23 protein-coding genes and 1 pseudogene are annotated in these 18,672 nt (G+C 71.8%); 14 read left to right on the top strand and 10 right to left on the bottom strand.

Features of this window, described 5'->3' with window-relative positions; translation table 11 throughout:
• Positions 1–14: 14 nt before the first annotated feature.
• Complete coding sequence (locus tag ACFYW1_RS25330) at positions 15–554, top strand: hypothetical protein (protein ID WP_388997455.1); 540 nt, start codon at positions 15–17, stop codon at positions 552–554.
• Between the two features lie 187 nt (positions 555–741).
• Here ACFYW1_RS25330 and ACFYW1_RS25335 read toward each other — a convergent pair.
• The 5 genes and pseudogenes from ACFYW1_RS25335 to mca form a co-directional block, all read right to left on the bottom strand.
• Positions 742–816: pseudogene (locus tag ACFYW1_RS25335) on the bottom strand (DUF255 domain-containing protein); the annotation flags it as partial.
• A 78-nt stretch (positions 817–894) separates the two neighbouring features.
• Positions 895–2,742 (bottom strand): flavin-containing monooxygenase, encoded by a 1,848-nt coding sequence (locus ACFYW1_RS25340; RefSeq protein WP_388997457.1) that lies wholly within the window; start codon positions 2,740–2,742, stop codon positions 895–897.
• Between the two features lie 349 nt (positions 2,743–3,091).
• Positions 3,092–3,697, bottom strand: a complete 606-nt coding sequence (locus ACFYW1_RS25345) for a TetR/AcrR family transcriptional regulator (RefSeq protein ID WP_388997459.1) — start codon at positions 3,695–3,697, stop codon at positions 3,092–3,094.
• Between the two features lie 196 nt (positions 3,698–3,893).
• On the bottom strand, positions 3,894–4,130 hold the full coding sequence (locus tag ACFYW1_RS25350; protein WP_148838900.1) for a hypothetical protein: 237 nt from the start codon (positions 4,128–4,130) through the stop codon (positions 3,894–3,896).
• A gap of 1 nt (position 4,131) precedes the next feature.
• The gene (gene mca / locus ACFYW1_RS25355; RefSeq protein ID WP_388997462.1) at positions 4,132–5,013 is read right to left on the bottom strand and encodes a mycothiol conjugate amidase Mca; all 882 of its coding nucleotides are present in this window, start codon (positions 5,011–5,013) and stop codon (positions 4,132–4,134) included.
• A gap of 97 nt (positions 5,014–5,110) precedes the next feature.
• On the opposite strand from mca, the gene ACFYW1_RS25360 reads away from it, so the two are divergent.
• Positions 5,111–5,527: a DUF4307 domain-containing protein gene (locus tag ACFYW1_RS25360; RefSeq protein WP_388997465.1), complete on the top strand. Its 417-nt coding sequence runs from the start codon at positions 5,111–5,113 to the stop codon at positions 5,525–5,527.
• A 230-nt stretch (positions 5,528–5,757) separates the two neighbouring features.
• Positions 5,758–6,255: a transcription elongation factor GreA gene (greA, locus tag ACFYW1_RS25365; protein ID WP_283853623.1), complete on the top strand. Its 498-nt coding sequence runs from the start codon at positions 5,758–5,760 to the stop codon at positions 6,253–6,255.
• Between the two features lie 115 nt (positions 6,256–6,370).
• On the opposite strand, the gene ilvA is transcribed toward greA, so the two are convergent.
• Positions 6,371–7,600, bottom strand: coding sequence for a threonine ammonia-lyase (gene ilvA / locus ACFYW1_RS25370; protein WP_388997469.1), 1,230 nt, complete (start codon positions 7,598–7,600; stop codon positions 6,371–6,373).
• Between the two features lie 185 nt (positions 7,601–7,785).
• Here ilvA and ACFYW1_RS25375 point away from each other — a divergent pair, with 185 nt between their 5' ends.
• The 4 genes from ACFYW1_RS25375 (at position 7,786) to ACFYW1_RS25390 (ending at position 9,499) form a co-directional block, all read left to right on the top strand.
• Positions 7,786–8,316 carry a MarR family winged helix-turn-helix transcriptional regulator gene (locus ACFYW1_RS25375; protein ID WP_388997472.1) on the top strand — a complete coding sequence of 177 codons (531 nt, stop codon included), beginning with the start codon at positions 7,786–7,788 and terminating at the stop codon, positions 8,314–8,316.
• Between the two features lie 149 nt (positions 8,317–8,465).
• On the top strand, positions 8,466–8,963 hold the full coding sequence (locus ACFYW1_RS25380; RefSeq protein ID WP_388997475.1) for a sigma factor-like helix-turn-helix DNA-binding protein: 498 nt from the start codon (positions 8,466–8,468) through the stop codon (positions 8,961–8,963).
• Positions 8,960–9,208: a hypothetical protein gene (locus ACFYW1_RS25385; RefSeq protein WP_388997478.1), complete on the top strand. Its 249-nt coding sequence runs from the start codon at positions 8,960–8,962 to the stop codon at positions 9,206–9,208. Before ACFYW1_RS25380 ends, ACFYW1_RS25385 begins: the two co-directional genes overlap by 4 nt.
• A 99-nt stretch (positions 9,209–9,307) precedes the next feature.
• The gene (locus ACFYW1_RS25390) at positions 9,308–9,499 is read left to right on the top strand and encodes a DUF1059 domain-containing protein (protein ID WP_388997482.1); all 192 of its coding nucleotides are present in this window, start codon (positions 9,308–9,310) and stop codon (positions 9,497–9,499) included.
• Positions 9,500–9,590: 91 nt separating this feature from the next.
• Here ACFYW1_RS25390 and ACFYW1_RS25395 read toward each other — a convergent pair whose 3' ends face one another.
• Positions 9,591–10,736, bottom strand: coding sequence for a cystathionine gamma-synthase (locus ACFYW1_RS25395; protein ID WP_388997485.1), 1,146 nt, complete (start codon positions 10,734–10,736; stop codon positions 9,591–9,593).
• A 68-nt stretch (positions 10,737–10,804) separates the two neighbouring features.
• Here ACFYW1_RS25395 and ACFYW1_RS25400 point away from each other — a divergent pair, with 68 nt between their 5' ends.
• Complete coding sequence (locus ACFYW1_RS25400; RefSeq protein ID WP_388997488.1) at positions 10,805–11,908, top strand: hypothetical protein; 1,104 nt, start codon at positions 10,805–10,807, stop codon at positions 11,906–11,908.
• 179 nt (positions 11,909–12,087) lie between these two features.
• On the opposite strand, the gene coaD is transcribed toward ACFYW1_RS25400, so the two are convergent.
• Positions 12,088–12,576: a pantetheine-phosphate adenylyltransferase gene (coaD, locus tag ACFYW1_RS25405; RefSeq protein WP_388997491.1), complete on the bottom strand. Its 489-nt coding sequence runs from the start codon at positions 12,574–12,576 to the stop codon at positions 12,088–12,090.
• Positions 12,577–12,705: 129 nt separating this feature from the next.
• Between coaD and ACFYW1_RS25410 the strand changes: the two genes are divergently transcribed.
• Both ACFYW1_RS25410 and ACFYW1_RS25415 read left to right on the top strand, forming a co-directional pair.
• Entirely contained in the window at positions 12,706–13,065 is a 360-nt protein-coding gene (locus ACFYW1_RS25410) for a hypothetical protein (protein WP_388997494.1), read from the top strand.
• A complete protein-coding gene (locus tag ACFYW1_RS25415; RefSeq protein WP_388997497.1) occupies positions 13,062–13,277 on the top strand; it encodes a hypothetical protein in 216 nt (71 codons plus the stop codon). Before ACFYW1_RS25410 ends, ACFYW1_RS25415 begins: the two co-directional genes overlap by 4 nt.
• Before the next feature lie 39 nt (positions 13,278–13,316).
• On the opposite strand, the gene ACFYW1_RS25420 is transcribed toward ACFYW1_RS25415, so the two are convergent.
• Complete coding sequence (locus ACFYW1_RS25420; RefSeq protein WP_388997500.1) at positions 13,317–14,060, bottom strand: hypothetical protein; 744 nt, start codon at positions 14,058–14,060, stop codon at positions 13,317–13,319.
• Between the two features lie 492 nt (positions 14,061–14,552).
• Here ACFYW1_RS25420 and ACFYW1_RS25425 point away from each other — a divergent pair, with 492 nt between their 5' ends.
• From ACFYW1_RS25425 to ACFYW1_RS25435, 3 genes are all read left to right on the top strand, one after another.
• Positions 14,553–15,104 (top strand): DinB family protein, encoded by a 552-nt coding sequence (locus ACFYW1_RS25425; protein ID WP_388997503.1) that lies wholly within the window; start codon positions 14,553–14,555, stop codon positions 15,102–15,104.
• Between the two features lie 257 nt (positions 15,105–15,361).
• Positions 15,362–15,832, top strand: coding sequence for a tectonin domain-containing protein (locus ACFYW1_RS25430; protein WP_388997506.1), 471 nt, complete (start codon positions 15,362–15,364; stop codon positions 15,830–15,832).
• Positions 15,833–16,066: 234 nt separating this feature from the next.
• Positions 16,067–16,537 (top strand): YrdB family protein, encoded by a 471-nt coding sequence (locus tag ACFYW1_RS25435; protein WP_388997509.1) that lies wholly within the window; start codon positions 16,067–16,069, stop codon positions 16,535–16,537.
• A gap of 67 nt (positions 16,538–16,604) precedes the next feature.
• Here ACFYW1_RS25435 and ACFYW1_RS25440 read toward each other — a convergent pair whose 3' ends face one another.
• On the bottom strand, positions 16,605–17,483 hold the full coding sequence (locus tag ACFYW1_RS25440; RefSeq protein ID WP_388997512.1) for a hypothetical protein: 879 nt from the start codon (positions 17,481–17,483) through the stop codon (positions 16,605–16,607).
• A 300-nt stretch (positions 17,484–17,783) separates the two neighbouring features.
• On the opposite strand from ACFYW1_RS25440, the gene ACFYW1_RS25445 reads away from it, so the two are divergent.
• Entirely contained in the window at positions 17,784–18,665 is an 882-nt protein-coding gene (locus ACFYW1_RS25445) for an endo alpha-1,4 polygalactosaminidase (RefSeq protein WP_388997580.1), read from the top strand.
• Positions 18,666–18,672 lie beyond the last annotated feature (7 nt).

The raw sequence follows: 18,672 nt of genomic DNA on the forward strand, positions 1-18,672 counted from the left end.
GAGACAGAGGGGGAATGGCTGTGACCTCCATGGATGACGTCACCGAGAGCAAGGTACTGCTGGCCGAGTACGACCGCCTCAAGGAGGAACAGAAGACCCGTATAGGGTTCCGCGACAATCTCCTCTACTTCACACTCGCAGCTGTCACCGCTGTCGTGACGGTCACCGTCCAGAGCGGACAGTCCCGACTGCTGCTCTCCGCTCCTGCGATCTGCCTGATCCTGGGCTGGACCTACCTGGTCAACGACGAGAAGATCTCCACGATCGGCTACTACGTCCGCGACCGACTGGGACCACGCCTCGGGGAACTCGCCTCCGCCCACGCCCCGGTCTTCGGCTGGGAGGTCTACCACCGCAACGTTGCGGGCCGCACCACGCGCAAGCGACTTCAAACCGCGGTGGACCTGTTCACGTACCTGGTCCTGCCCATGGTCTGTACGGCCGCGTTCTGGTGCTCGCCCGCCGTTCAGCCCCTGCTCGTACTCACTTCTTGCGCGCAGACACTCGCCCTGGCCGTATTGGGCTGGCAGTTCCTGCGTCGTACGGAGCGGTAGCACCAGCCTCCGCCAGGCACGCGTACGACACCTTCGGCCGCAGGGCGGGAAAGCGCACACCCTTATCGGGCACTCCCACGTGCAGTGGCCTGACCAAGGCTCTGGCGAATGTCGACGTACTGGTCAGGTGCCCACTCGATCGAATCGGCCTGTCGTTCTTCAACCCGGACGACCGTGCTCGGGCTCAGGGCCACCAGTCGACCGGGTTGTCGGCGTGCTGGAGGAGGTAGGGGGACGTGGCGTGCGCGAGTCGGTTGGCCATGGGTCCAATCCTCGCGCACCCTCCCCCACGACACCCGCGCGCCACGGGGTGGGGTGCGAACGGGGCGTTCCTGCCGGCTCAGTGCTCGTGCGGCCGGTGCGGTGGTCGTGCGGATCCGGCCCGGGAGGGTCCGGTCCTGGCCCGGAGGACTTCGCCCATGGACTCGTCGCGCCACCGGCCCAGGAGTTCGTGGAAGGCGACGGCCCCGTGCGGGTAGGCGGACGGGCCGTTGGGCCGGCCCCTTCCCTCGCGGTTGTAGTAGCCGGGGGTGCACTCGGCGTGGAACCACTCGTGGTCGGGGGCGCCCTCCGCCAGGACGGCGAGCCAGGCGTCCTCTGTCTCGGGGGACGGTTCGATGAGGGCGTCCCCGGCCTCGGCGGCTGCGACGAGGGCGGCGGCGTGGACGGCCTGCTCGTCCAGGATGTGGGTGTAGTTGACGCTGCTGGCGTTCTGGAGGGAGCCCATCTGGATCAGGTTCGGAAAGCCGTGGGTGGTGAAGCCGTGGAGGGTGCGCGGGCCCCGCCGGGCCCACCGGTCCAGCAGCTGGACGCCGTCCCGGCCGTGGACGGGGAGCTTGCCCGAGAGGATGCCGGAGGTCCCGACGTTGAATCCGGTGGCGAAGATCAGGCAGTCGAGTTCGTACGTGATGCCACCGACCGTGACGCCGTGTGCGGTGACGCGCTCGATGCCATGGGTGTCCGCGGTGTCGACCAGGGTGACGTCGTCACGGTTGAACGCCGGGTAGTACAGGTCGGAAAAGGTGGGGCGCTTGCAGGCGTAGCGGTACCAGGGCTTGAGCTTCCGCGCCGTCTCCGGGTCGGTGACCGTCCGGTCGACGCGGGCACGGAGCTCGTTCATCCTGGCGGCGTCGGCGGCCTCGTAGGCGGCTTCGAACGCCTCCCGGTCGCCCTCGCGCCGGAAGCTGGGCAGCAGCTTCTCCAGGAGGCCCGCCGACTCGGTCCACCGGTCCGCCACGAGGTCCTGTTCGGCGTGCTCGCCGGAGACGATGCGGAGGTAGTTCTCGCGCCGCCTCCGGGCCCAGCCCTCACGGTCGGCGCCGACGTCCCGGGCGGTGGTGCGGCGGTTGGCCCGTACGTCCACGGTGGAGGGGGTGCGCTGGAAGACGTAGAGGTGCGCGGCGTCCTCGGCCAGCATCGGGATGACCTGGATGCCGGTGGCACCGGTGCCGACGATGCCCACCCGTTTGTCCGCGAGGCCGGTCATGCCTCCTTCCGGGGTGCCGCCGGTGTAGGCGTAGTCCCACCGCGAGGTGTGGAACGTGTGGCCCTTGAAATCCTCGATCCCGGGAATTCCGGGGAGCTTCGGGTCGGTCAGGGTGCCGGTGGCGTTGATGACGTACGTGGCCCTGAAGGCGTCCCCGCGGTCCGTGGCCACGATCCATGTCCCGAATGCCTCGTCCCAGGTCAGGGAGGTGACCCCGGTGGAGAAGAGCGCGTCCGCGTAGAGGTCGAACTTTCGCGCGATCCGCACCGCGTGGCGGCGTGTCTCGTCGCCGGGGGCGTACTTCCACTCCGGTACGTAGCCGGTCTCGTCGAGCATCGGCAGGTATACGTGGGACTCGATGTCGCAGTGGACGCCCGGGTACCGGTTCCAGTACCAGGTGCCCCCGAAGTCGCCGCCCCGTTCGACGATCCGGATGCGCTCCACACCCTGTCGCCGTGCGTGCGCCCCGGCGAGGATGCCGCCGAATCCGCCGCCGATCACGGCGACGTCGACGGTATCGCGGAGGGGCTCGCGCCCGTCCGGCCCGGTCGTGTACGGGTCTGCGGCGTAGTAACCGAACTCGGCGTCGGCGTCGCGGTACTGGGCCGCTCCGTCGGGGCGGACGCGCCGCTCGCGTTCGAGGCGGTAGCGCCGCCTCAGCTCGGCGGGTCCATGGGGAGCCTGATCCTGAGGGGTCGTCATGTGGGGCCTCGATCATGGGCGTCGGGACCGCCCGGGCGGGCGGCGGTCCGTTACCGTAACAAGTACCGGACAATACTGTCCGGTTGTAGTCCGGTTGGCACGACGGCATTCGGCCGGGTGGCTTTCGTACCTTCGGCACGTTGTGTGTCCCGGCCGGCGTGACCTCGCGGCGGACAGGAGGAGTGATCCCCCTGCGGCAATTTCCGGCCCGGTCCCTTGCCGTGCTCACCACGATCGGCGCGCCGGCCCTCACCGGATGCGGTACGGAGCGGGCCGCCCCGGGGAAGCGACGGCGGCCGGCACCTGCCCCGCCCCAAGACCTGCCGGGTGACTTCCGGCCGGCCGGTGGTCACCCGGTGGTCACCCGGCCGCCGAAGGCCCGCACCGGTCCCACCTCGACGCCGAGCAGCCGCCAGGCGGCCAGCGCCCGGTCCTCCCGCTCCTGGCGGGTGGGGCCGGTGACGGCGGCGGAGACCATGGCGACCGAGAGCATCAGGTCGTCCGCGGCGCTCAGCCGGTGGTCGGCGGGCAGTCGCCCGCGCAGTGCGCGCTCCACGCGCCCGGACAGGCCCAGGGCGTGGGCACGGATGCCGGAGCGGCCTGCCGCCCGGTCGGCGTGCAGAAGGCCGATGAAGGCCGCCGACTCGGTCAGATGCCAGGTCAGCACACCGAGCACGCCGGTGAAGGGCACGTCCCCGGCCCCGGCCACCTGCTCGATCTGCCGCACGTTCTCCTCCAGCACCGCGGCCACTGCGGCGGTCCGGTCCGGGAAGTGCCGGTAGAGGACGCCCTGCCCGACCCCGGCCCGGCGCGCGATCGCGGACAGCGGGGCGTCCAGACCGTGCTCCGCGAAGATCTCCCGGGCGGCGGCGACCAGAGCGGCCCGGTTGCGGGCGGCAGCCTTCGGCCCGCCGTTCGCGGGCCGCCGTCCGCCCTGCCCGGTCTGCTCCGTCACGCCGGAAGCGTACCGGCCGGGCAGATCCTGCTTTTCCGTTCCGCGCGGGCCGGCCCGGACGCGAGCCGGGCGGATGGCGGCATGCCCCTGACACGCCCCCGGGCAGGAGTGTGCGCGACACCGGCCGGCCCGGGGCGGGCGGTCGGTGCCGCGCGGTGCGACGGGGCGGCGGACGTGCGGGAGCGCCGCCCCGTGCCTACTTCTGCTTCGCGGTCCCCGCCCCGACGGCGGCGTCGGCCGCCACCGCGTCCGGGTCCGGGGCCTCCTCGAAGTCGACCCTGCCCATGTGCCGGTTCATGGACTTCATGAGCAGCCACACGCCCACGGCGAGTGCCGCGAAGACGAGGAAGCCGAGAACGCCGGGGGTCACCTTGTTCTTGTCGAGCTCGGCGGCAAGCGGAACGAGGTCGGTCAGTGCCTGGGTCGCGTACATATCAGGCATTGTCGCGGATGCCCGCGAAGAGGTCGCTCTCGGGGAGGGAGGTATCGACGAGGGACTTCGCCAGCTCGTACTCCTCGGTCGGCCAGACCTCCTTCTGGATGTCCATCGGCACGCGGAACCAGCCGCCGTCCGGGTCGATCTGCGTCGCGTGCGCGATCAGCGCCTTGTCGCGGATCTCGAAGAAGTCGGCGCACGGGACGTGCGTGGTCAGCGTGCGCTCGGCGCGCTCGAACTCCGTCCAGCGCTTCAGCCACTCGCCGTAGGGGGACTCCAGCCCGCGGGCCAGCAGCGCCTCGTGCAGGGCCACCGTGCGGGGCCGGTTGAAGCCCTGGTTGTAGTAGAGCTTCTGCGGCTGCCAGGCCGGGCCGAACTCCGGCTCGGGGAACTTCTCGGTGTCCGCCGCACCGTCGAAGGCGATCATCGTGATCTTGTGGGTCATGATGTGGTCGGGGTGCGGGTAGCCGCCGTTCTCGTCATACGTGGTGATGACCTGCGGGCGGAACGCGCGGATGCTGCGGACCAGCCGGCCCGCCGCCTTCACCTCGTCCTCCAGCGCGAAACAGCCCTCGGGCAGCGGCGGCAGCGGGTCGCCCTCGGGCAGCCCCGAGTCGACGAAGCCGAGCCACTCCTGCCCGACGCCCAGGATCTCCCGGGCCTCGTCCATCTCCTTCCTGCGCACCTCGTGGATGTTCTCCTCGATGTACGAGTCGCCCTGGAGCTTCGGGTTGAGGATGGAGCCGCGCTCGCCCCCCGTGCAGGTCACGACCAGCACGTCCACCCCCTCGGACACATACTTCGCCATGGTGGCCGCGCCCTTGCTCGACTCGTCGTCGGGGTGGGCGTGTACTGCCATCAGTCGCAGCTGCTCGGTCAAGACTCGATCCTCAGTGATTCGGCACATGGGCAGGCTTCTATAGTGACCGAACCGGGGGGTGGAAAATTCCTCGATCCCCGGCACGGGAGGAACGATCATGGCTGCGGTGCGCGAGCCGCTTCCGGAGAACCGCTACGGCCGCTCCGCGGACCAGCGGGCGGACCGCAAGCTCAAGATCATCGGCTCGGTGCTGGGCGTCGTCCTGCTCGGCGTGGTCGGCTGGATCGGCTACGACTACGTGACCGGTCAGGGCATCAGCGCCGAGGTGATCAAGCGCCGGGTCGTCTCGGACCAGCAGGTCGACGTGCACCTGGAGATCCGCAAGGACAAGGACGCCAAGGGCTACTGCACCCTGCGCGCCCAGCACGAGGACGGCAGCGACGTGGCCCGCAAGGACTTCCGGTTCGACGAGAGCACCGACCGCATCGACCGCGTCGTGTCCCTGCGCACCACCGCCAGGGCGACCAGCGTCGAACTGCTCGGATGCACCACGGACGGCGGGGCGTCGCACTGACCCCCGGCGGTGGGGCGTCGCGTTGACCCCCGGCGGCGGCACATTGACCGCCGCGCACCGGCGCCGAATCACCTCTGACCGCTCTGACCTGCGGATATGCGGTCCCGGCGTTTTACCTTCTCCCCCTTTCCCCGGTGAATTGTTAGGCTCGTGGTTTCGCCCACCCGTAGGGGCACATGCTTACGGGTAGGGCGATGCTTTGTATTCCCAGTACCGACGAGGAGCACCCTGTGACCCAGACCAGCGAAAACGTCACCTGGCTCACGCAGGAGGCGTACAACCAGCTCAAGGCCGAGCTGGAGTACCTGTCTGGTCCCGCGCGCACGGAGATCGCCGTAAAGATCGCGGCGGCCCGTGAGGAAGGCGACCTGCGCGAGAACGGCGGGTACCACGCGGCCAAGGAGGAGCAGGGCAAGATGGAGCTCCGGGTGCGCCAGCTCACCCAGCTCCTGGAGCACGCGAAGGTCGGCGAGGCGCCCGCCGACGACGGCGTGGTCGAGCCCGGCATGGTGGTCACGATCGCCTTCGACGGCGACCCGGACGACACCCTGACCTTCCTGCTGGCCTCGCGCGAGTACGCGAGCTCGGACATCGAGACGTACTCCCCGCAGTCGCCGCTCGGCACCGGCGTGAACGGCAAGCGGATGGGCGACGACGCCGAGTACGAGCTGCCGAACGGCAAGATGGCCATGGTGAAGATCCTCGCGGCGAAGCCGTACACCGGCTGATCCCTCATCCACCGACCTGCGGGGAGCCCCCGGCCGTCCGACGACGGACCGGGGGCTCCCCGCATGTGCGGCGCAGGGTTCCGGGCCGGGCGGCGCAGCTGCCGGGGCGGGCTGTTCAGCCCATCACCAGGTATCCCGCGTCGCGCAGCCTCGTCGAGACCTCGGCGCAGTGCTCCGGCCCCTTCGTCTCCAGTTGCAGTTCCACTTCGACCTCGGTGAGCCCGAGCCGGGGATCGGTCCGTACGTGGCCGATGTCGAGCACGTTGGCGTCGACCTCGGTGAGTGCGGCCAGCAGGGCGGCCAGGGCGCCGGGGCGGTCGGCCAGCCGCAGCCGCAGGCTCAGGTAGCGGCCGGCCGCCACCATGCCGTGGGTCAGCACGCGCTGCATCAGCAGCGGGTCCACGTTGCCGCCGGAGAGCAGCGCGACCACCGGCCCGTGGAACGACTTCGGGTCGCTCAGCAGCGCCGCGACCGGGCTCGCCCCGGCCGGTTCCACCACCAGCTTCGCCCGCTCCAGACAGAGCAGCAGCGCGCTGGACAGCTCGTCCTCGGTGACCGTGCGGACCTCGTCGACCAGCTCCCTGACCAGCTCGAACGGCACGTCGCCGGGGCGCCCCACCTTGATGCCGTCCGCCATCGTGACCGGCCCGTCGATCGACACCGGGTGGCCCGCGGCCAGCGACGGCGGGTAGCAGGCCGCACCCGCCGCCTGCACCCCGACGATCCGCACGTCGGGCCGGACCGCCTTGACGGCCACCGCAATGCCCGCCGCGAGACCGCCGCCGCCGACGCCCACGACGATGGTGCGCACCTCGGGGCACTGTTCGAGGATCTCCAGGCCCACCGTGCCCTGCCCGGCGATGATGTCGGGGTGGTCGAAGGGGTGGATGAAGACCGCGCCGCTCTCCCGCGCGTACTCCTGGGCCGCCGCGAGCGTCTCGTCGACGACGTGGCCGTGCAGCCGGACCTCGGCCCCGTACTGGCGGGTGGCGGCCACCTTCGGCAGCGGCGCCCCGACCGGCATGAAGACCGTCGACCGTACGCCGAGCAGCGAAGACGCGAGTGCGACACCCTGCGCATGGTTTCCGGCGCTCGCGGCGACGACCCCGGACGCCCGTTCCACCGGGGACAGGCCCGCGATCCGTACGTACGCGCCCCGCAGTTTGAACGAGCCGGTCCGCTGGAGGTTCTCGCACTTGAGGTGGACCGGCGCGCCCACCAGCCCGGTCAGATGGCGGCTGCCCTCCATGGGGGTCGTCCTGGCCACGCCGGAGAGCATCTTCTGCGCCCCCCGGACGTCGTCGAGGATCAGGGGAGGGAAGTGGCCGGTGACGCGGAAGTTCATACCGCAAGTCTGGCAGCTCGCCCCGGCACCGCCCCCGATGTCCCGGCCCCTTCCGGTCCGTTGTCCCGGGTTTGCGTGCCGCTGGTACACGGTCCACGGGTTTGCGCAGCGCCGGTACGCGTTGCCCCGGAGCCGCGTACTCTGTCCCCCACCCATCCGACACCGCACGAAGAGAGCCCCCGGCCATGCCCCCTCAGGACATGACGACAGCTGCGTCTCCTTCCGGGGGCGCCGCCCCCGAATCCACGGGTTCCGACCGCGTCCTCGATGCGCTGCAGCACCAGGTCGCGGTATTCGCCCGCCGTGCCGAGCAGACCCGCCTCGGCGGTGTCGGCCAGGTGCGCAACTCCATGGACCGGGCCGCCTACCTGCTGCTCAACCGGCTGGACCAGGAAGGTCCGATGGGCGTCAAGGCACTCGCCGCGGGCATGGGCATCGATTCCTCGACGGTCACCCGGCAGGTCGCTCCGCTCGTCGACACCGGCCTGGTCAAGCGCACCTCGCACCCCGAGGACGGCCGGGCCGTGGTGCTCCAGCTGTCGCCGCGCGGCCAGGCCCGGCTCGACGAGGTCCGCAGCTCCCGGCGCGAACTCATGACTCAGGTGACGGACGGCTGGACGGCCGAGGAGCGCGAGACGTTCTGCACGCTGCTCACCCGGTTCAACTCCTCGCTGGCCGCCCGCCAGGCCGCGCACCAGGCGCCCCCGGCCGGCTGAACGCGCCCCGCCCGGCCGGCCACCACCGGCCGGATCGCGGCAGTCCCGTGGCGGACGCGGCGCTTCCGCCGCGGGGCTGCCGCAACCGGCACGGCCGACCCGTGCACGCCTCTTGACCCGGGCCCCCCGCAGCGGCTCGTATGTGGACTGTGCGAGAGCGCCAGACGGGCCGGGAACGGCGCCGCGCCCAGGAATTCGAGACCTTCGTGGCGGGCGCGGCCGGCCGTCTGCTGCACACGGCCACGCTGCTCACCACCGAGCCGATGCGACCGCCCGGCGCCAATCCCCGCGCCCGGCGGATGCTCACGGCCGCGCTGGCGCGCACCTACGCCCAGTGGGAACGGCTGCGCGGCGAGGACCCGTACGACCGCGCCCGGCGCGAACTGGTCGTCCGGTTCGCCCACGAGGTCTGGCGGCACCACCGGCCGCGCGGCGGCCCGCTGGACGCGCTGACCCCGCAGGAGCGCCTCGTCCTCGTGCTGCGGTTGTACGAGGGGGTCGCGGAGGAGCAGGCCGCGGCGCTGCTCGGCCTGCCGGTGGAGCGGGTACGGGCGGTCTGCAACCGCGCGGTGGCCACGATGCGCGGCACCCGCAGGCCCACGGAGCGGTGGGGACTGCCGCCCGGCCCGCTGGGGGTGGCGCCATGAGCCGCAGCGACGAGCGCGAGGAAGAGGTCCGGCGGATGCTGGACGGCCCGCATCCGCAGGTGCCGGCCGATCTGGCGCAGCGGGCGGCGGAGCGGGGCGGCAGGCTGCTGCGCCGGCGGCTGTTCGCCCGCCGGGTGCTGTTCCTGGTGGGGTGTGCCGCGGTGGCGGCCTTCGCGGTCTGGGCGTCCATCGTGCATCCGTGGGAGGTGCCCCCGGCGGAGACCACACCGAGCGGGGGCTGGTGAGCACGGGGGGCGGGAGACGGACCCATGGGCGCCGGACGGGGGCGGACTACCCTGGAACCTGCGGTACGCGGACCGGCGGGACCGGCCGAGGAGGCTGCCATGACCAGGAAAATCGCTGACTGCCGCAAGCACCCGAGCGTGTCGCACTGCTCGCTCACCATCGCGGGTGAGGAGGAGGAAGTCGTACGGGCCGCGGCGGAACACGCGGTCTCCGTCCACGAGCACACCGACGGTCCCGAGCTGCGCGAGCAGATCCGGGCGTCGCTGGAGGACGAGAAGGCCCACGCCTGACCGGCGCACGCCGACGGGCCCCGGGGGAAAGGGGCGGGCGTGCCCGGACGACCGGCCGCACCCGCTCCCGTTTCCGCTCTGCTTCCGTCGGCTAGCCGAGCGCCTGCGTCAGGTCGGCCAGCAGGTCGTCGGCGTTCTCGATGCCGACGGAGACCCGGACGAGGTCGGCCGGCACCTCCAGCGGGGAGCCCGCGGCGGAGGCGTGCGTCATGCGGCCGGGGTGCTCCACCAGCGACTCGACGCCGCCGAGGGACTCACCCAGGGTGAACAGCCGGGTCCGGTTGCAGACCTGGACCGCCGCCTCCTCGCCGCCCTCGACCCGGAAGGACACCATGCCGCCGAACGCCTTCATCTGCTTGGCGGCGATCTCGTGGCCCGGGTGCTCGGGCAGCCCCGGGTAGAGGACCTGGGACACCTTGGGGTGCCGGGTCAGCAGGTCGACGACCTTCGCGGCGTTCTCGCTGTGCCGGTCCATGCGGACCGCGAGGGTCTTGATGCCGCGCAGCACCAGCCAGGCGTCGAACGGTCCGGCGACCGCACCCATGGCGTTCTGGTGGTACGTCAACTGCTCGGCCAGGTCCGGGTCGTCGACGACCAGCGCGCCGCCGACGACGTCCGAGTGGCCGCCCATGTACTTCGTCATGGAGTGCACCACCACGTCGGCCCCCAGGGCCAGCGGCTGCTGGAGGTAGGGGCTGGCGAAGGTGTTGTCGACGACCAGGCGCACGCCCGCCGCACGGGCCACACCGGCGACCGCGGCGATGTCGGTGATGCCGAGCAGCGGGTTGGACGGGGTCTCCACCCAGATCGCCTTGGTGCGCGGGGTGATCGCCGCCCGTACCGCCGCCACGTCCGAGGTGTCGGCGACCGAGAAGTCCACGCCCCAGCGGGAGACGACCTTCGCGAACAGCCGGAAGGTGCCGCCGTAGGCGTCGTTGGGGATGACCACGTGGTCACCGGGGGACAGCAGGGTGCGGAGCAGGCAGTCCTCGGCGGCGAGGCCGGAGGCGAAGGCGAGTCCGCGGCGGCCGCCCTCCAGGGCCGCGAGGTTTTCCTCCAGGGCGGTACGGGTCGGGTTGGCGCTGCGGCTGTACTCGTAGCCGCCGCGCAGGCCGCCCACTCCGTCCTGTTTGTACGTGGAGACCTGGTAAATGGGCGGGACGACGGCGCCGGTGAGGGGGTCGGCGGTGTTTCCCGCGTGGATCGCGAGGGTTTCGAAGCTGTGCTGGTCGCTCATGGGGCCCGAGCGTAGTTCGTCGGGAGGGCCCTGGCCGGAGTACTTGGCCGTCCGGTGACAATGGGGGCATGGAGATTCTCTGGTTCCTGATCGCACTGTGCATGCTCGCGGCGGTCTTCGGCCCCTTCGCGCTGCGCCGGCGCGGCGGTGTCCGGCAGGTCGCGCCCGGTTCCCCGGACGCCGCCGACCCGGACGCGTACGGCTTCGTGCGGCAGGAGGACCTGGACATCCGGCTGCCGGGCCCGGACCAGGATCTGCTGGACGTGATCGAGGTCGTGCAGCGTTCCCAGGACTGGCGGGCGGCCTCGCAGCTGCTGGCCGGTACGCCGAAGGAGGACGAGGTGCGGTGGCAGCGGGTGCAGGCGTTCGCCGGCGCGGCCTCGCTGGAGCTGGCGCAGCAGCCGGGCGTCGGGGGCGCGTGGCTGCGCGCGTGGCGGGCCGAGGCGCCGAAGGACGCGGGCGGCGCGGCGGTGCACGCCGAGTTCCTGGTGCAGCAGGCGTGGCGTTCGTCGACCGCGGGGACGGACGACTTCCGGATCATCCTGGAGGAGGCCCGTACGGTCTGCGGCGAGGCGGCCCTGCTGGCGCCCGGCGACCCGGTGCCGTACATCGTCGAACTGGCCGTGGGGCGCGGTCTCGGCTACTCCCAGGAGGAGTTCGACCGACTCTGGGCGAAGGTGATCGACCGGGCCCCGGCCCACATGGGCGCGCACATCGCCGCCCTGCACTACTGGTGCGAGAAGTGGCACGGCTCGCGCGAGGAGGCGGAGCGCTTCGCCACGACGGCCGCCGCCCGCGCCCCGCAGGGGTCCCTGCTGGCCGCGCTGCCGCTCTTCGCGCTGTACGAGCACCTGCCCGAGGTCAATCTGGTGCAGGGCTTCTACCGGGGCGCGACGGTGACCAAGGCGGTCGAGGGCGCCCTGTTCGCGGTCCACTCGGCCCGCCCCGACGACCCGATGCTCGCGCACGTGCGCCATCTGCTGGTGCTGTTCCTGGTCCGGATGGAGCGCTGGTCGGAGGCGATGCACCAGCTCGTCCACATCGACGGCCACGTGGGCGCCCTGCCCTGGACCCAGGACTCCGACCCGGCCGCCGAGTACACGGTCTACCGCGCCCTGGCAGTGGCCGGCTACGAGGCGAACGGCGGAAGCCCGGCGACGTTGCCGCGATAGCGGCGAAGGCCCGGGGCGCGGGGTACGTACGGTACGGCCGTACGTACCCCGCGCTCGTCCGCGTGCCGATGGGTCCACGGGGTGTTGTCCTCCCGGCCCGCGAAACTGCCCCTGCCCACCCGGGGAACCGCTGACCTGTCGCAACGGAGGTCGAGCGCTTCCCGCCGGAGGTCGGACGACTACAGCGGGGCAGCCTGTTCGCCGCTTCTCTCCCCCTCGCCGCGGCCCTCGCCTGCGGGAAGAAGCCTGCCCGGGTCTTCGTGTCGGCTCATCTCGGTGACGAGTGAGGAGGAAACGTGGGCCAGGGCGGGGTCCGCAGCGATGAAGAGCGTTTCGAATCCGGCCAGTTCGCGGTTCGTACGGGCCATCGGAGTTTCGTATTCCAGGTCGTGGACGTTGCGGATTCCGCGGATGACGACGTCGATTCCGGCTCGACGGCAGTAGTCGACCAGCAAGCCGCCGGTGTGGGAGTCGACCGTGACGTTGCTCAGGCCGGTTGCTGCCGCGCGGAGCCGGTCCAGCCGTTCGGCAATGGGAAAGCGGCCGGTCTTGTTCGAATTGAACATCACGCAGACGACGACCTCGTCGAACAGCGGGGAGGCGCGGCGGAGGAGATCCTGGTGCCCCTGGGTGACCGGGTCGAAGGATCCTGGGAAGAGGGCTCGCATGGTCGGAAAGAGTAAACCGGCCGACCCCGACGACGTTCCCGGCTTCCGGCACGTCCTGCTCGGCGCCCCTGCCGCGGCAGGGGCGGGGTGTCCCGGCGCAGGCCCCGTTCGGTCCGGCGAAGGGGAAGCATGGGGCTGGCCTACGGCTACGACATCCATCTGCCGCCCCGGAACGTCGCCGGGGTGCTGAGGGAGTTGGCGGCGTCGGCGCCGCCGGGCCGGACCGTGCCGCCGCTCGACGTCACGCTGCCCGGGGGTGACCGGGTCGTCCTCCCGTTCACGTCGGACTTCAGGAGCGATCCGGTCGACCGTTCCGCGGGCGGGACGCTCCCTCTCGACACGTCCCTGTTGTTCGGCGCCGACGACGTGGTGCGCGCGTACGCGGAGGCGCGCGACCATGTGCCCGAGGAGGACGGACGGGTCGGTTCGAGTCCTTGCCCCATCCCCGTTACGCGTCACTGGAGTTCTGGGCGGCGGCATCGGCGATGAGCCGCGTGTTCGCGCGGTCGGCCCGGGTCAGGGAGGTGTTCACCGGCCTCACCGCCGCCGTGGGCGGGGTGTGCTGCCTCTTCGACACCGGTGACGGCGGGCCCGAGCAGGTGTGCCGGCTCAACGGCGCGCCGAGCCGGGAGATGGTCTCCGGACCGGTCTTCCCGGGCCTGGCGGCCGTTGTGGCGACCTGGCCAGACCCCGGCCGGTGAGGTTCCGGGCCGGGGTGCGGGAGCGCGGGCGGGACCGGGTCAGCGGCCGAGGGCGTCGCGCAGGGTGAGGCCGTGGCGGGTCCTGAGGCGTCGCAGTTCCCAGAGGCTCACCGCCGTGACCGACAGCGGGCCGCCGAGGACCGCCGCGAGCCGCACCGGCAGGGGGGCGCCGTCGTAGGTGCCCGAGACCAGGTCCACGATCGCGAGTTCCCAGACCAGGACGGTCGCGATGATCGGGGGCAGGACCTCGTGGATGTCGGCGGTGCGGAACACGTGCGTCAGCGACAGCGCGGCGCCATAGGGCACGAACACGAACCCCCACAGCGCCACGACGAGGAGGAGGAGCTGGTACAGGAGGTTCAGGTAGTCGCTCCCGGCCGGGTGCTCGGGCATCTGCCCGAAGGGGCCGCCGGTCAGGGTGCCTTCGGTCAGCAGGACGAAGTACAGGAGCGTGCCGCCCAGGGCCAGCAGCGCCCCGACCGGTTTCAACGCCCGCCGCAGGTACAGGCGTCGGTTGTGCGGACGGCTCGCGACGACGAACGCACCGACGACGACCGGGAACGTGGCCGCCAGCAGGGCGGCGGAGTCCGCGACCTGATCGAGCCGCTGCATGGCCACGGACTTGGTGTCCGAGGCGATCCGGTACGCCACCAGGATCCACACCATCGCGGCGAGGCCGACCACCATGCGCAGGATCTGGATCTTCCGCACCGTCGGGTCGTCCACCCGGTCGGGCCGCGACGGCCTGCACACCTGGCGTCCGGCCATGATCGGGTTGAGCATCCGGAACGTCCGCCGCAGCCGTGACGGCGGTCGCGGCGGCACGGGCTGCGGTACCCAACCGGGCTGCGGACCGCCCGGCCCCCAGCCGGGCTGCGGGCCCCCGCCCGGCGGCCATCCCGGTTGCGGTCCCCACCCCGGCTGCGGACCGCCGCCGCCGGGCGGCCAACCCTGCGGCGGCACTCCCGGGCCCTGTGGTTGCGGCGGCCACCCGGGCTGCCCTCCGGCCGGCTGCGGGCCACCGCCGTACGGTCCCCACGGGCCCGGTCCAGCGCTCATCGTCGTCCCCCGGAATTGTCACTGTGGCAATTTTTCGTCCCTGACCATACGCCGCCGATTCCCGTGGACGCAGTCGGACGGGCGTCCCCCACGACCCGATCGTGTGCGCCGCCGTCCGGATGCCCGGGCGCCCGAATGCCCGGACACGCGGGCGCTCGGACGCGGCCCGTCGGGTATTCGTTTTCTCCCGGAGCCGCCCCGTGCGAGAGTCGTGCGATGACTTCTTCCCACCATGCCCCCTTCCCCGAACTCGGCCTGCTGCGCTGGCAGTTCGACCTGACGTGGTCGCTCTTCGAGTACCACCTGGAGCGACTCGAAGTCGACGACTTCCTCTGGGAACCGGCCGCGGAGTGCTGGACGCTCCACCCGGCCGACGACGGGACGTGGACGGTGGACTGGGCGGACGCCGAGCCCGATCCCGTGCCCGTACCGACCATCGGCTGGCTGAGCTGGCACATCGGCTGGTGGTGGGGCGTGGCCGCGGATCACGCCCGGGGGCGGGTGCCCCGCGAGCGGGAGGACGTCGTCTGGCCCGGCCCGGGGAAGCCGGCGGTCGAGTGGCTGCGCGCGCTGCGCGAGGACTGGCTGGCGGCGCTGGACCGGCTCACCGGTGCCGACCTGGAGGCCACCGCCGCGTTCCCGCAGCAGGACGACCCCCGGCACACCGTCGCCCACATGATCGCCTGGGTCAACGCCGAACTGATGAAGAACGTCGCGGAGATCGGGCAGCTCCGCCTCCAGCGGGTCGTGGGCCCGCCCCACGCCTGACCGACGCCCCCGTACGGCTCCGGGTCAAGTGAGCCGCGTCCGCAATTCCCCGTGGGTGTGACTGCCCTTCGGGCCATGCATGACCCCGCGGCCCCGTACCGCCCCGACGGGGCCGCTGTGCACCGAAAATCAAAACGTCGGTTTTCAGACCGTTTTATGAACCGGTCGGGGTATCTGCTCGTTTTTCCGCCCTCGTTTTCGCCGACCCATCAGATGCACATCCGCGTGGGAAGGAACGACGAAGGGAACGAGGCGACATGGCTCATTGGCAGAAGATCCCCGGAGGGCTCTCGGCAATCTCGGCCGGATCCAGGACCAACGTCTGGGGCGTCAACTCCGCCGGAAACATCTACCGCTACACCAACGACGACGCCAACCCCTGGGTCCGGATCCCCGGCGGCCTCACCGACATCGGCGCAGCCGCCGACGGCACCGTCTGGGGCGTCAACTCCGCAGGAAACATCTACCGCTACACCGGCGACCAGGGCGACCCCAACCACTGGAAGCAGATCCCCGGCGGCCTCACCCGCATCTCCGCCGGATCCAGGACCAACGTCTGGGGCGTCAACTCCGCCGGAAACATCTACCGCTACACCAACGACGACGCCAACCCCTGGGTCCGGATTCCCGGCGGCCTCACCGACATCGGCGCAGCCGCCGACGGCACCGTCTGGGGCGTCAACTCCGCAGGAAACATCTACCGCTACACCGGCGACCAGGCGGGCTGATCCGCACCGGTGGCACTCGCGGGCCCTCCGACCCGACCGGGCCGGGGGCCCGTTCGCTCGCCCGGTTCCACCGGGAACACCCGTACGGGCCGTCACCGGCATATGCTGACCACCTGCTGTTCACATGATCTCCCCGCTCTCCACGGGCGGTACACACCGGAAGCGGCGATCCTCGGTGTCGCCGGGGCCCCGGCGACGAGCACCGGACGCCGGACGAAGAGGAGTTGCCCACCGATGACGAGCGAAGGTCACGGCTCCCCCGCTGCCCCGGCCTCGCCGCCGTGGTTCATGGCCAACGAACTCCTCGCGTTCCTCGTCGAGTTGGCCGCGTTGGTCATGCTGTCCTGGTGGGGCTTCACCGCCGGGGACGACACGGCCGTCCATCTGCTGCTGGGGCTCGGGGCCCCGGCGGCGGCGGCCGCGGTCTGGGGGTTGTTCGCCGCCCCCCGCGCCCGTTTCCAGCTGCCCCTCGCGGGGGTGCTGCTGGTGAAGGCGGTGGTGCTCGGCGGGGGCGTGTACGCGGTCCACGCGATGGGCCACACCGAGGCGGCGGTGCTCTTCGGGATCGTGGTGGCCGCGAACACCGTCGCGGCGGAGACCTTCCGGCACCGGATGCCGGAGCACGGACCGGGACGCGAGCCGGGTCGCGGCCCGGGGCAGGGCCCGGACCGGGAGCCCGACCGCGGCCGGCCGGACCGCGACTGACCCGGCCTGGAGCCGGACCACAACCGACCGGGCGTCGACCCGGTCCCTCGGCGGGGCGGCCGGTGAATCAGCCGGCCGGTGCGTAGTGCTGGAGGTAGAGGAAGATCGACTTCCAGCCGGATCCCACGTGCACGATGTGCAGCTGCCCCCTCGAAGGGCCGTAGTCCCAGGCGGCGATCCCCTGGACCTCGTCCCCGGGCTCGACGTCCTGGTGGAAGGCGTAGGAGACCTGGCCCGAGACCGGGTCGACGGTGTAGACCGACTTCGCCGAGTCGTCCACCGACGCGTAGAGCGTGCCCCGCCACATCGCCGCCCCCTGGATCCTGCTCAGCGGCTGCGACAGGGTCACCGTCCGCGCCACCGGGAGCGTGGCGCCCGCGGGAAGGGTCAGCAGGTCGTTCAGCCGGTAGGCGACCAGCTCGTTCGTCCCCTGCGCGGCGTCCTGGGTCCAGGGCGCCGTGTAGACCAGTCCGGCGGCGGCGTCCACCGCGACCCACGGCACACCGCCCGGCATCCGGTCGAGGGGCAGCTGCACGTAACGGCCGGTGTAGCTCAGGTCGTCCGCGTCGTACAGCGCCAGCAGCGGGTGCTGGTAGCCGCCCCTGCCGTCCTCGATCGGCGCGATCACATAGCCGCCGTAATACTCCAGGTCCCCGATGTGGTCACCGCCGTACGTGCCGCTCAGCAGCGGCGGGATGGGGAACAGCGACGAGGCGACCTCCGAGTCGTTCGCCGCGGTGGCCTTCACCATTCCGCCCGGTCCGGCGTAGTAGAAGTACGTCCCGTCCGTCGCGACGCCCTGCCCGCGCTCCAGCGCGTTGAACCCGGTCCACCGGTAGTAGTCCCCCGTCCGCGTCCAGTCCGCGGCCATCGCGGGGGACCCCGCGCTCCCGACGGCCAGCGCGATCGCCATTGCCATGGCCGCCGCCACCCTGCCCGGCTTCATCTGATGAACCCTGCCTCTCGTCCGGCATCGCATCGACTGTGTTCTTCGTGGGCGAGAGGACTACAGCAGTGCCGGTCATCCGGCGTCAATGGGTATGAACTTCCGTTCAGACAAAGGGACTTGAAGCGAGCCACCGCCATGTCCGGGCGCGGTGCGGGCCGGTCGGCCGCCTTCCGGGACGTACGGGATAAAATCGACCGGCGGATGCTCCGGCACTTCCGGGGCCGACCACGCGGCGCCGTCCGCCGGGCCCGTCCCCCCGGTGACCTCCGGCCTCCTCGGCCCTCTTCCCTCCGGAGCCTGCCAGCAATGCGTACCAGGGGTTTTCTCCGCCGGTCCTCCGCGGCGCCCGTCGTGACGGTCGCCCTGTGCCTCCTCGCCACGGCCTGTTCGGGCGGCGGCGCCGCGACCGGGGCGCCCTCCCCGGCCGGGAAGGCCGGGCGGGAGGATTCGGCCGAGATCGCACTCCCCCCGGCGCACGCGGGCTTCGACTACCAGCTCGGCGCGCCCTACCCCCCGCCGGCCGGCGTGTCCGTCGTCGCCCGGGACCACACGGAGCGGCCCGCGCCCGGGATCTACAACATCTGCTACGTCAACGCCTTCCAGGCCCAGCCGGGCGCGGAGAAGGAGTGGGACGCCGATCTGCTGCTCCGCGACGGGGCGGGCGAGGTCGTCATGGACGAGGAGTGGGGGGAGGCGATGCTGGACGTCCGTACCGCCGCCAAGCGCGAGCGGATCGCGCGGAAGGTGAACGCCTGGATCGACGCGTGCGCGGCCAAGGGCTACCGGGCCGTCGACCCGGACAACTACGACAGCTACACGCGCGCGCCCCGCGGCCTGCTCACCGCGGACGACGCGAAGGCGTTCCTCTCCCTGCTCGCCGACCACGCGCACGCGAAGGGCCTGGCCATCGGCCAGAAGAACACCGCGGAGCTGGCTCCGTTCCGCAAGGAGGTCGGTGCCGACTTCGCCGTGGTGGAGGAGTGCGGCCAGTACGACGAATGCGGGGACTACACGGCCGCCTTCGGTGACCACGTGCTCGTGATCGAGTACACCGGGCCGGGCATGGCACGGGCCTGCGAGGGCTGGGGCGACCGGATCGGCATCGTCCGGCGGGACCTGGACCTCGTGGCCCGCGGTCAGGAGGGCTACCACTACGGAACCTGCGACGGAACCGGCTGACCTGCCC

This window comes from Streptomyces sp. NPDC002669 (assembly GCF_042889165.1).
Classification (GTDB): domain Bacteria; phylum Actinomycetota; class Actinomycetes; order Streptomycetales; family Streptomycetaceae; genus Streptomyces.

Excerpts from the sequence above, each read along its gene's own strand:
- ACFYW1_RS25330 (WP_388997455.1), top strand. The coding sequence starts at position 15 with ATGGCTGTGACCTCCATGGATGACGTCACCGAGAGCAAGGTACTGCTG.
- ACFYW1_RS25340 (WP_388997457.1), bottom strand. The coding sequence starts at position 2,742 with ATGACGACCCCTCAGGATCAGGCTCCCCATGGACCCGCCGAGCTGAGG.
- ACFYW1_RS25350 (WP_148838900.1), bottom strand. The coding sequence starts at position 4,130 with ATGTACGCGACCCAGGCACTGACCGACCTCGTTCCGCTTGCCGCCGAG.
- ACFYW1_RS25360 (WP_388997465.1), top strand. The coding sequence starts at position 5,111 with ATGGCTGCGGTGCGCGAGCCGCTTCCGGAGAACCGCTACGGCCGCTCC.
- ilvA (WP_388997469.1), bottom strand. The coding sequence starts at position 7,600 with ATGAACTTCCGCGTCACCGGCCACTTCCCTCCCCTGATCCTCGACGAC.
- ACFYW1_RS25375 (WP_388997472.1), top strand. The coding sequence starts at position 7,786 with ATGCCCCCTCAGGACATGACGACAGCTGCGTCTCCTTCCGGGGGCGCC.
- ACFYW1_RS25385 (WP_388997478.1), top strand. The coding sequence starts at position 8,960 with ATGAGCCGCAGCGACGAGCGCGAGGAAGAGGTCCGGCGGATGCTGGAC.
- ACFYW1_RS25390 (WP_388997482.1), top strand. The coding sequence starts at position 9,308 with ATGACCAGGAAAATCGCTGACTGCCGCAAGCACCCGAGCGTGTCGCAC.
- ACFYW1_RS25395 (WP_388997485.1), bottom strand. The coding sequence starts at position 10,736 with ATGAGCGACCAGCACAGCTTCGAAACCCTCGCGATCCACGCGGGAAAC.
- ACFYW1_RS25400 (WP_388997488.1), top strand. The coding sequence starts at position 10,805 with ATGGAGATTCTCTGGTTCCTGATCGCACTGTGCATGCTCGCGGCGGTC.
- coaD (WP_388997491.1), bottom strand. The coding sequence starts at position 12,576 with ATGCGAGCCCTCTTCCCAGGATCCTTCGACCCGGTCACCCAGGGGCAC.
- ACFYW1_RS25410 (WP_388997494.1), top strand. The coding sequence starts at position 12,706 with ATGGGGCTGGCCTACGGCTACGACATCCATCTGCCGCCCCGGAACGTC.
- ACFYW1_RS25415 (WP_388997497.1), top strand. The coding sequence starts at position 13,062 with ATGAGCCGCGTGTTCGCGCGGTCGGCCCGGGTCAGGGAGGTGTTCACC.
- ACFYW1_RS25420 (WP_388997500.1), bottom strand. The coding sequence starts at position 14,060 with ATGCTCAACCCGATCATGGCCGGACGCCAGGTGTGCAGGCCGTCGCGG.
- ACFYW1_RS25425 (WP_388997503.1), top strand. The coding sequence starts at position 14,553 with ATGACTTCTTCCCACCATGCCCCCTTCCCCGAACTCGGCCTGCTGCGC.
- ACFYW1_RS25430 (WP_388997506.1), top strand. The coding sequence starts at position 15,362 with ATGGCTCATTGGCAGAAGATCCCCGGAGGGCTCTCGGCAATCTCGGCC.
- ACFYW1_RS25435 (WP_388997509.1), top strand. The coding sequence starts at position 16,067 with ATGACGAGCGAAGGTCACGGCTCCCCCGCTGCCCCGGCCTCGCCGCCG.
- ACFYW1_RS25440 (WP_388997512.1), bottom strand. The coding sequence starts at position 17,483 with ATGAAGCCGGGCAGGGTGGCGGCGGCCATGGCAATGGCGATCGCGCTG.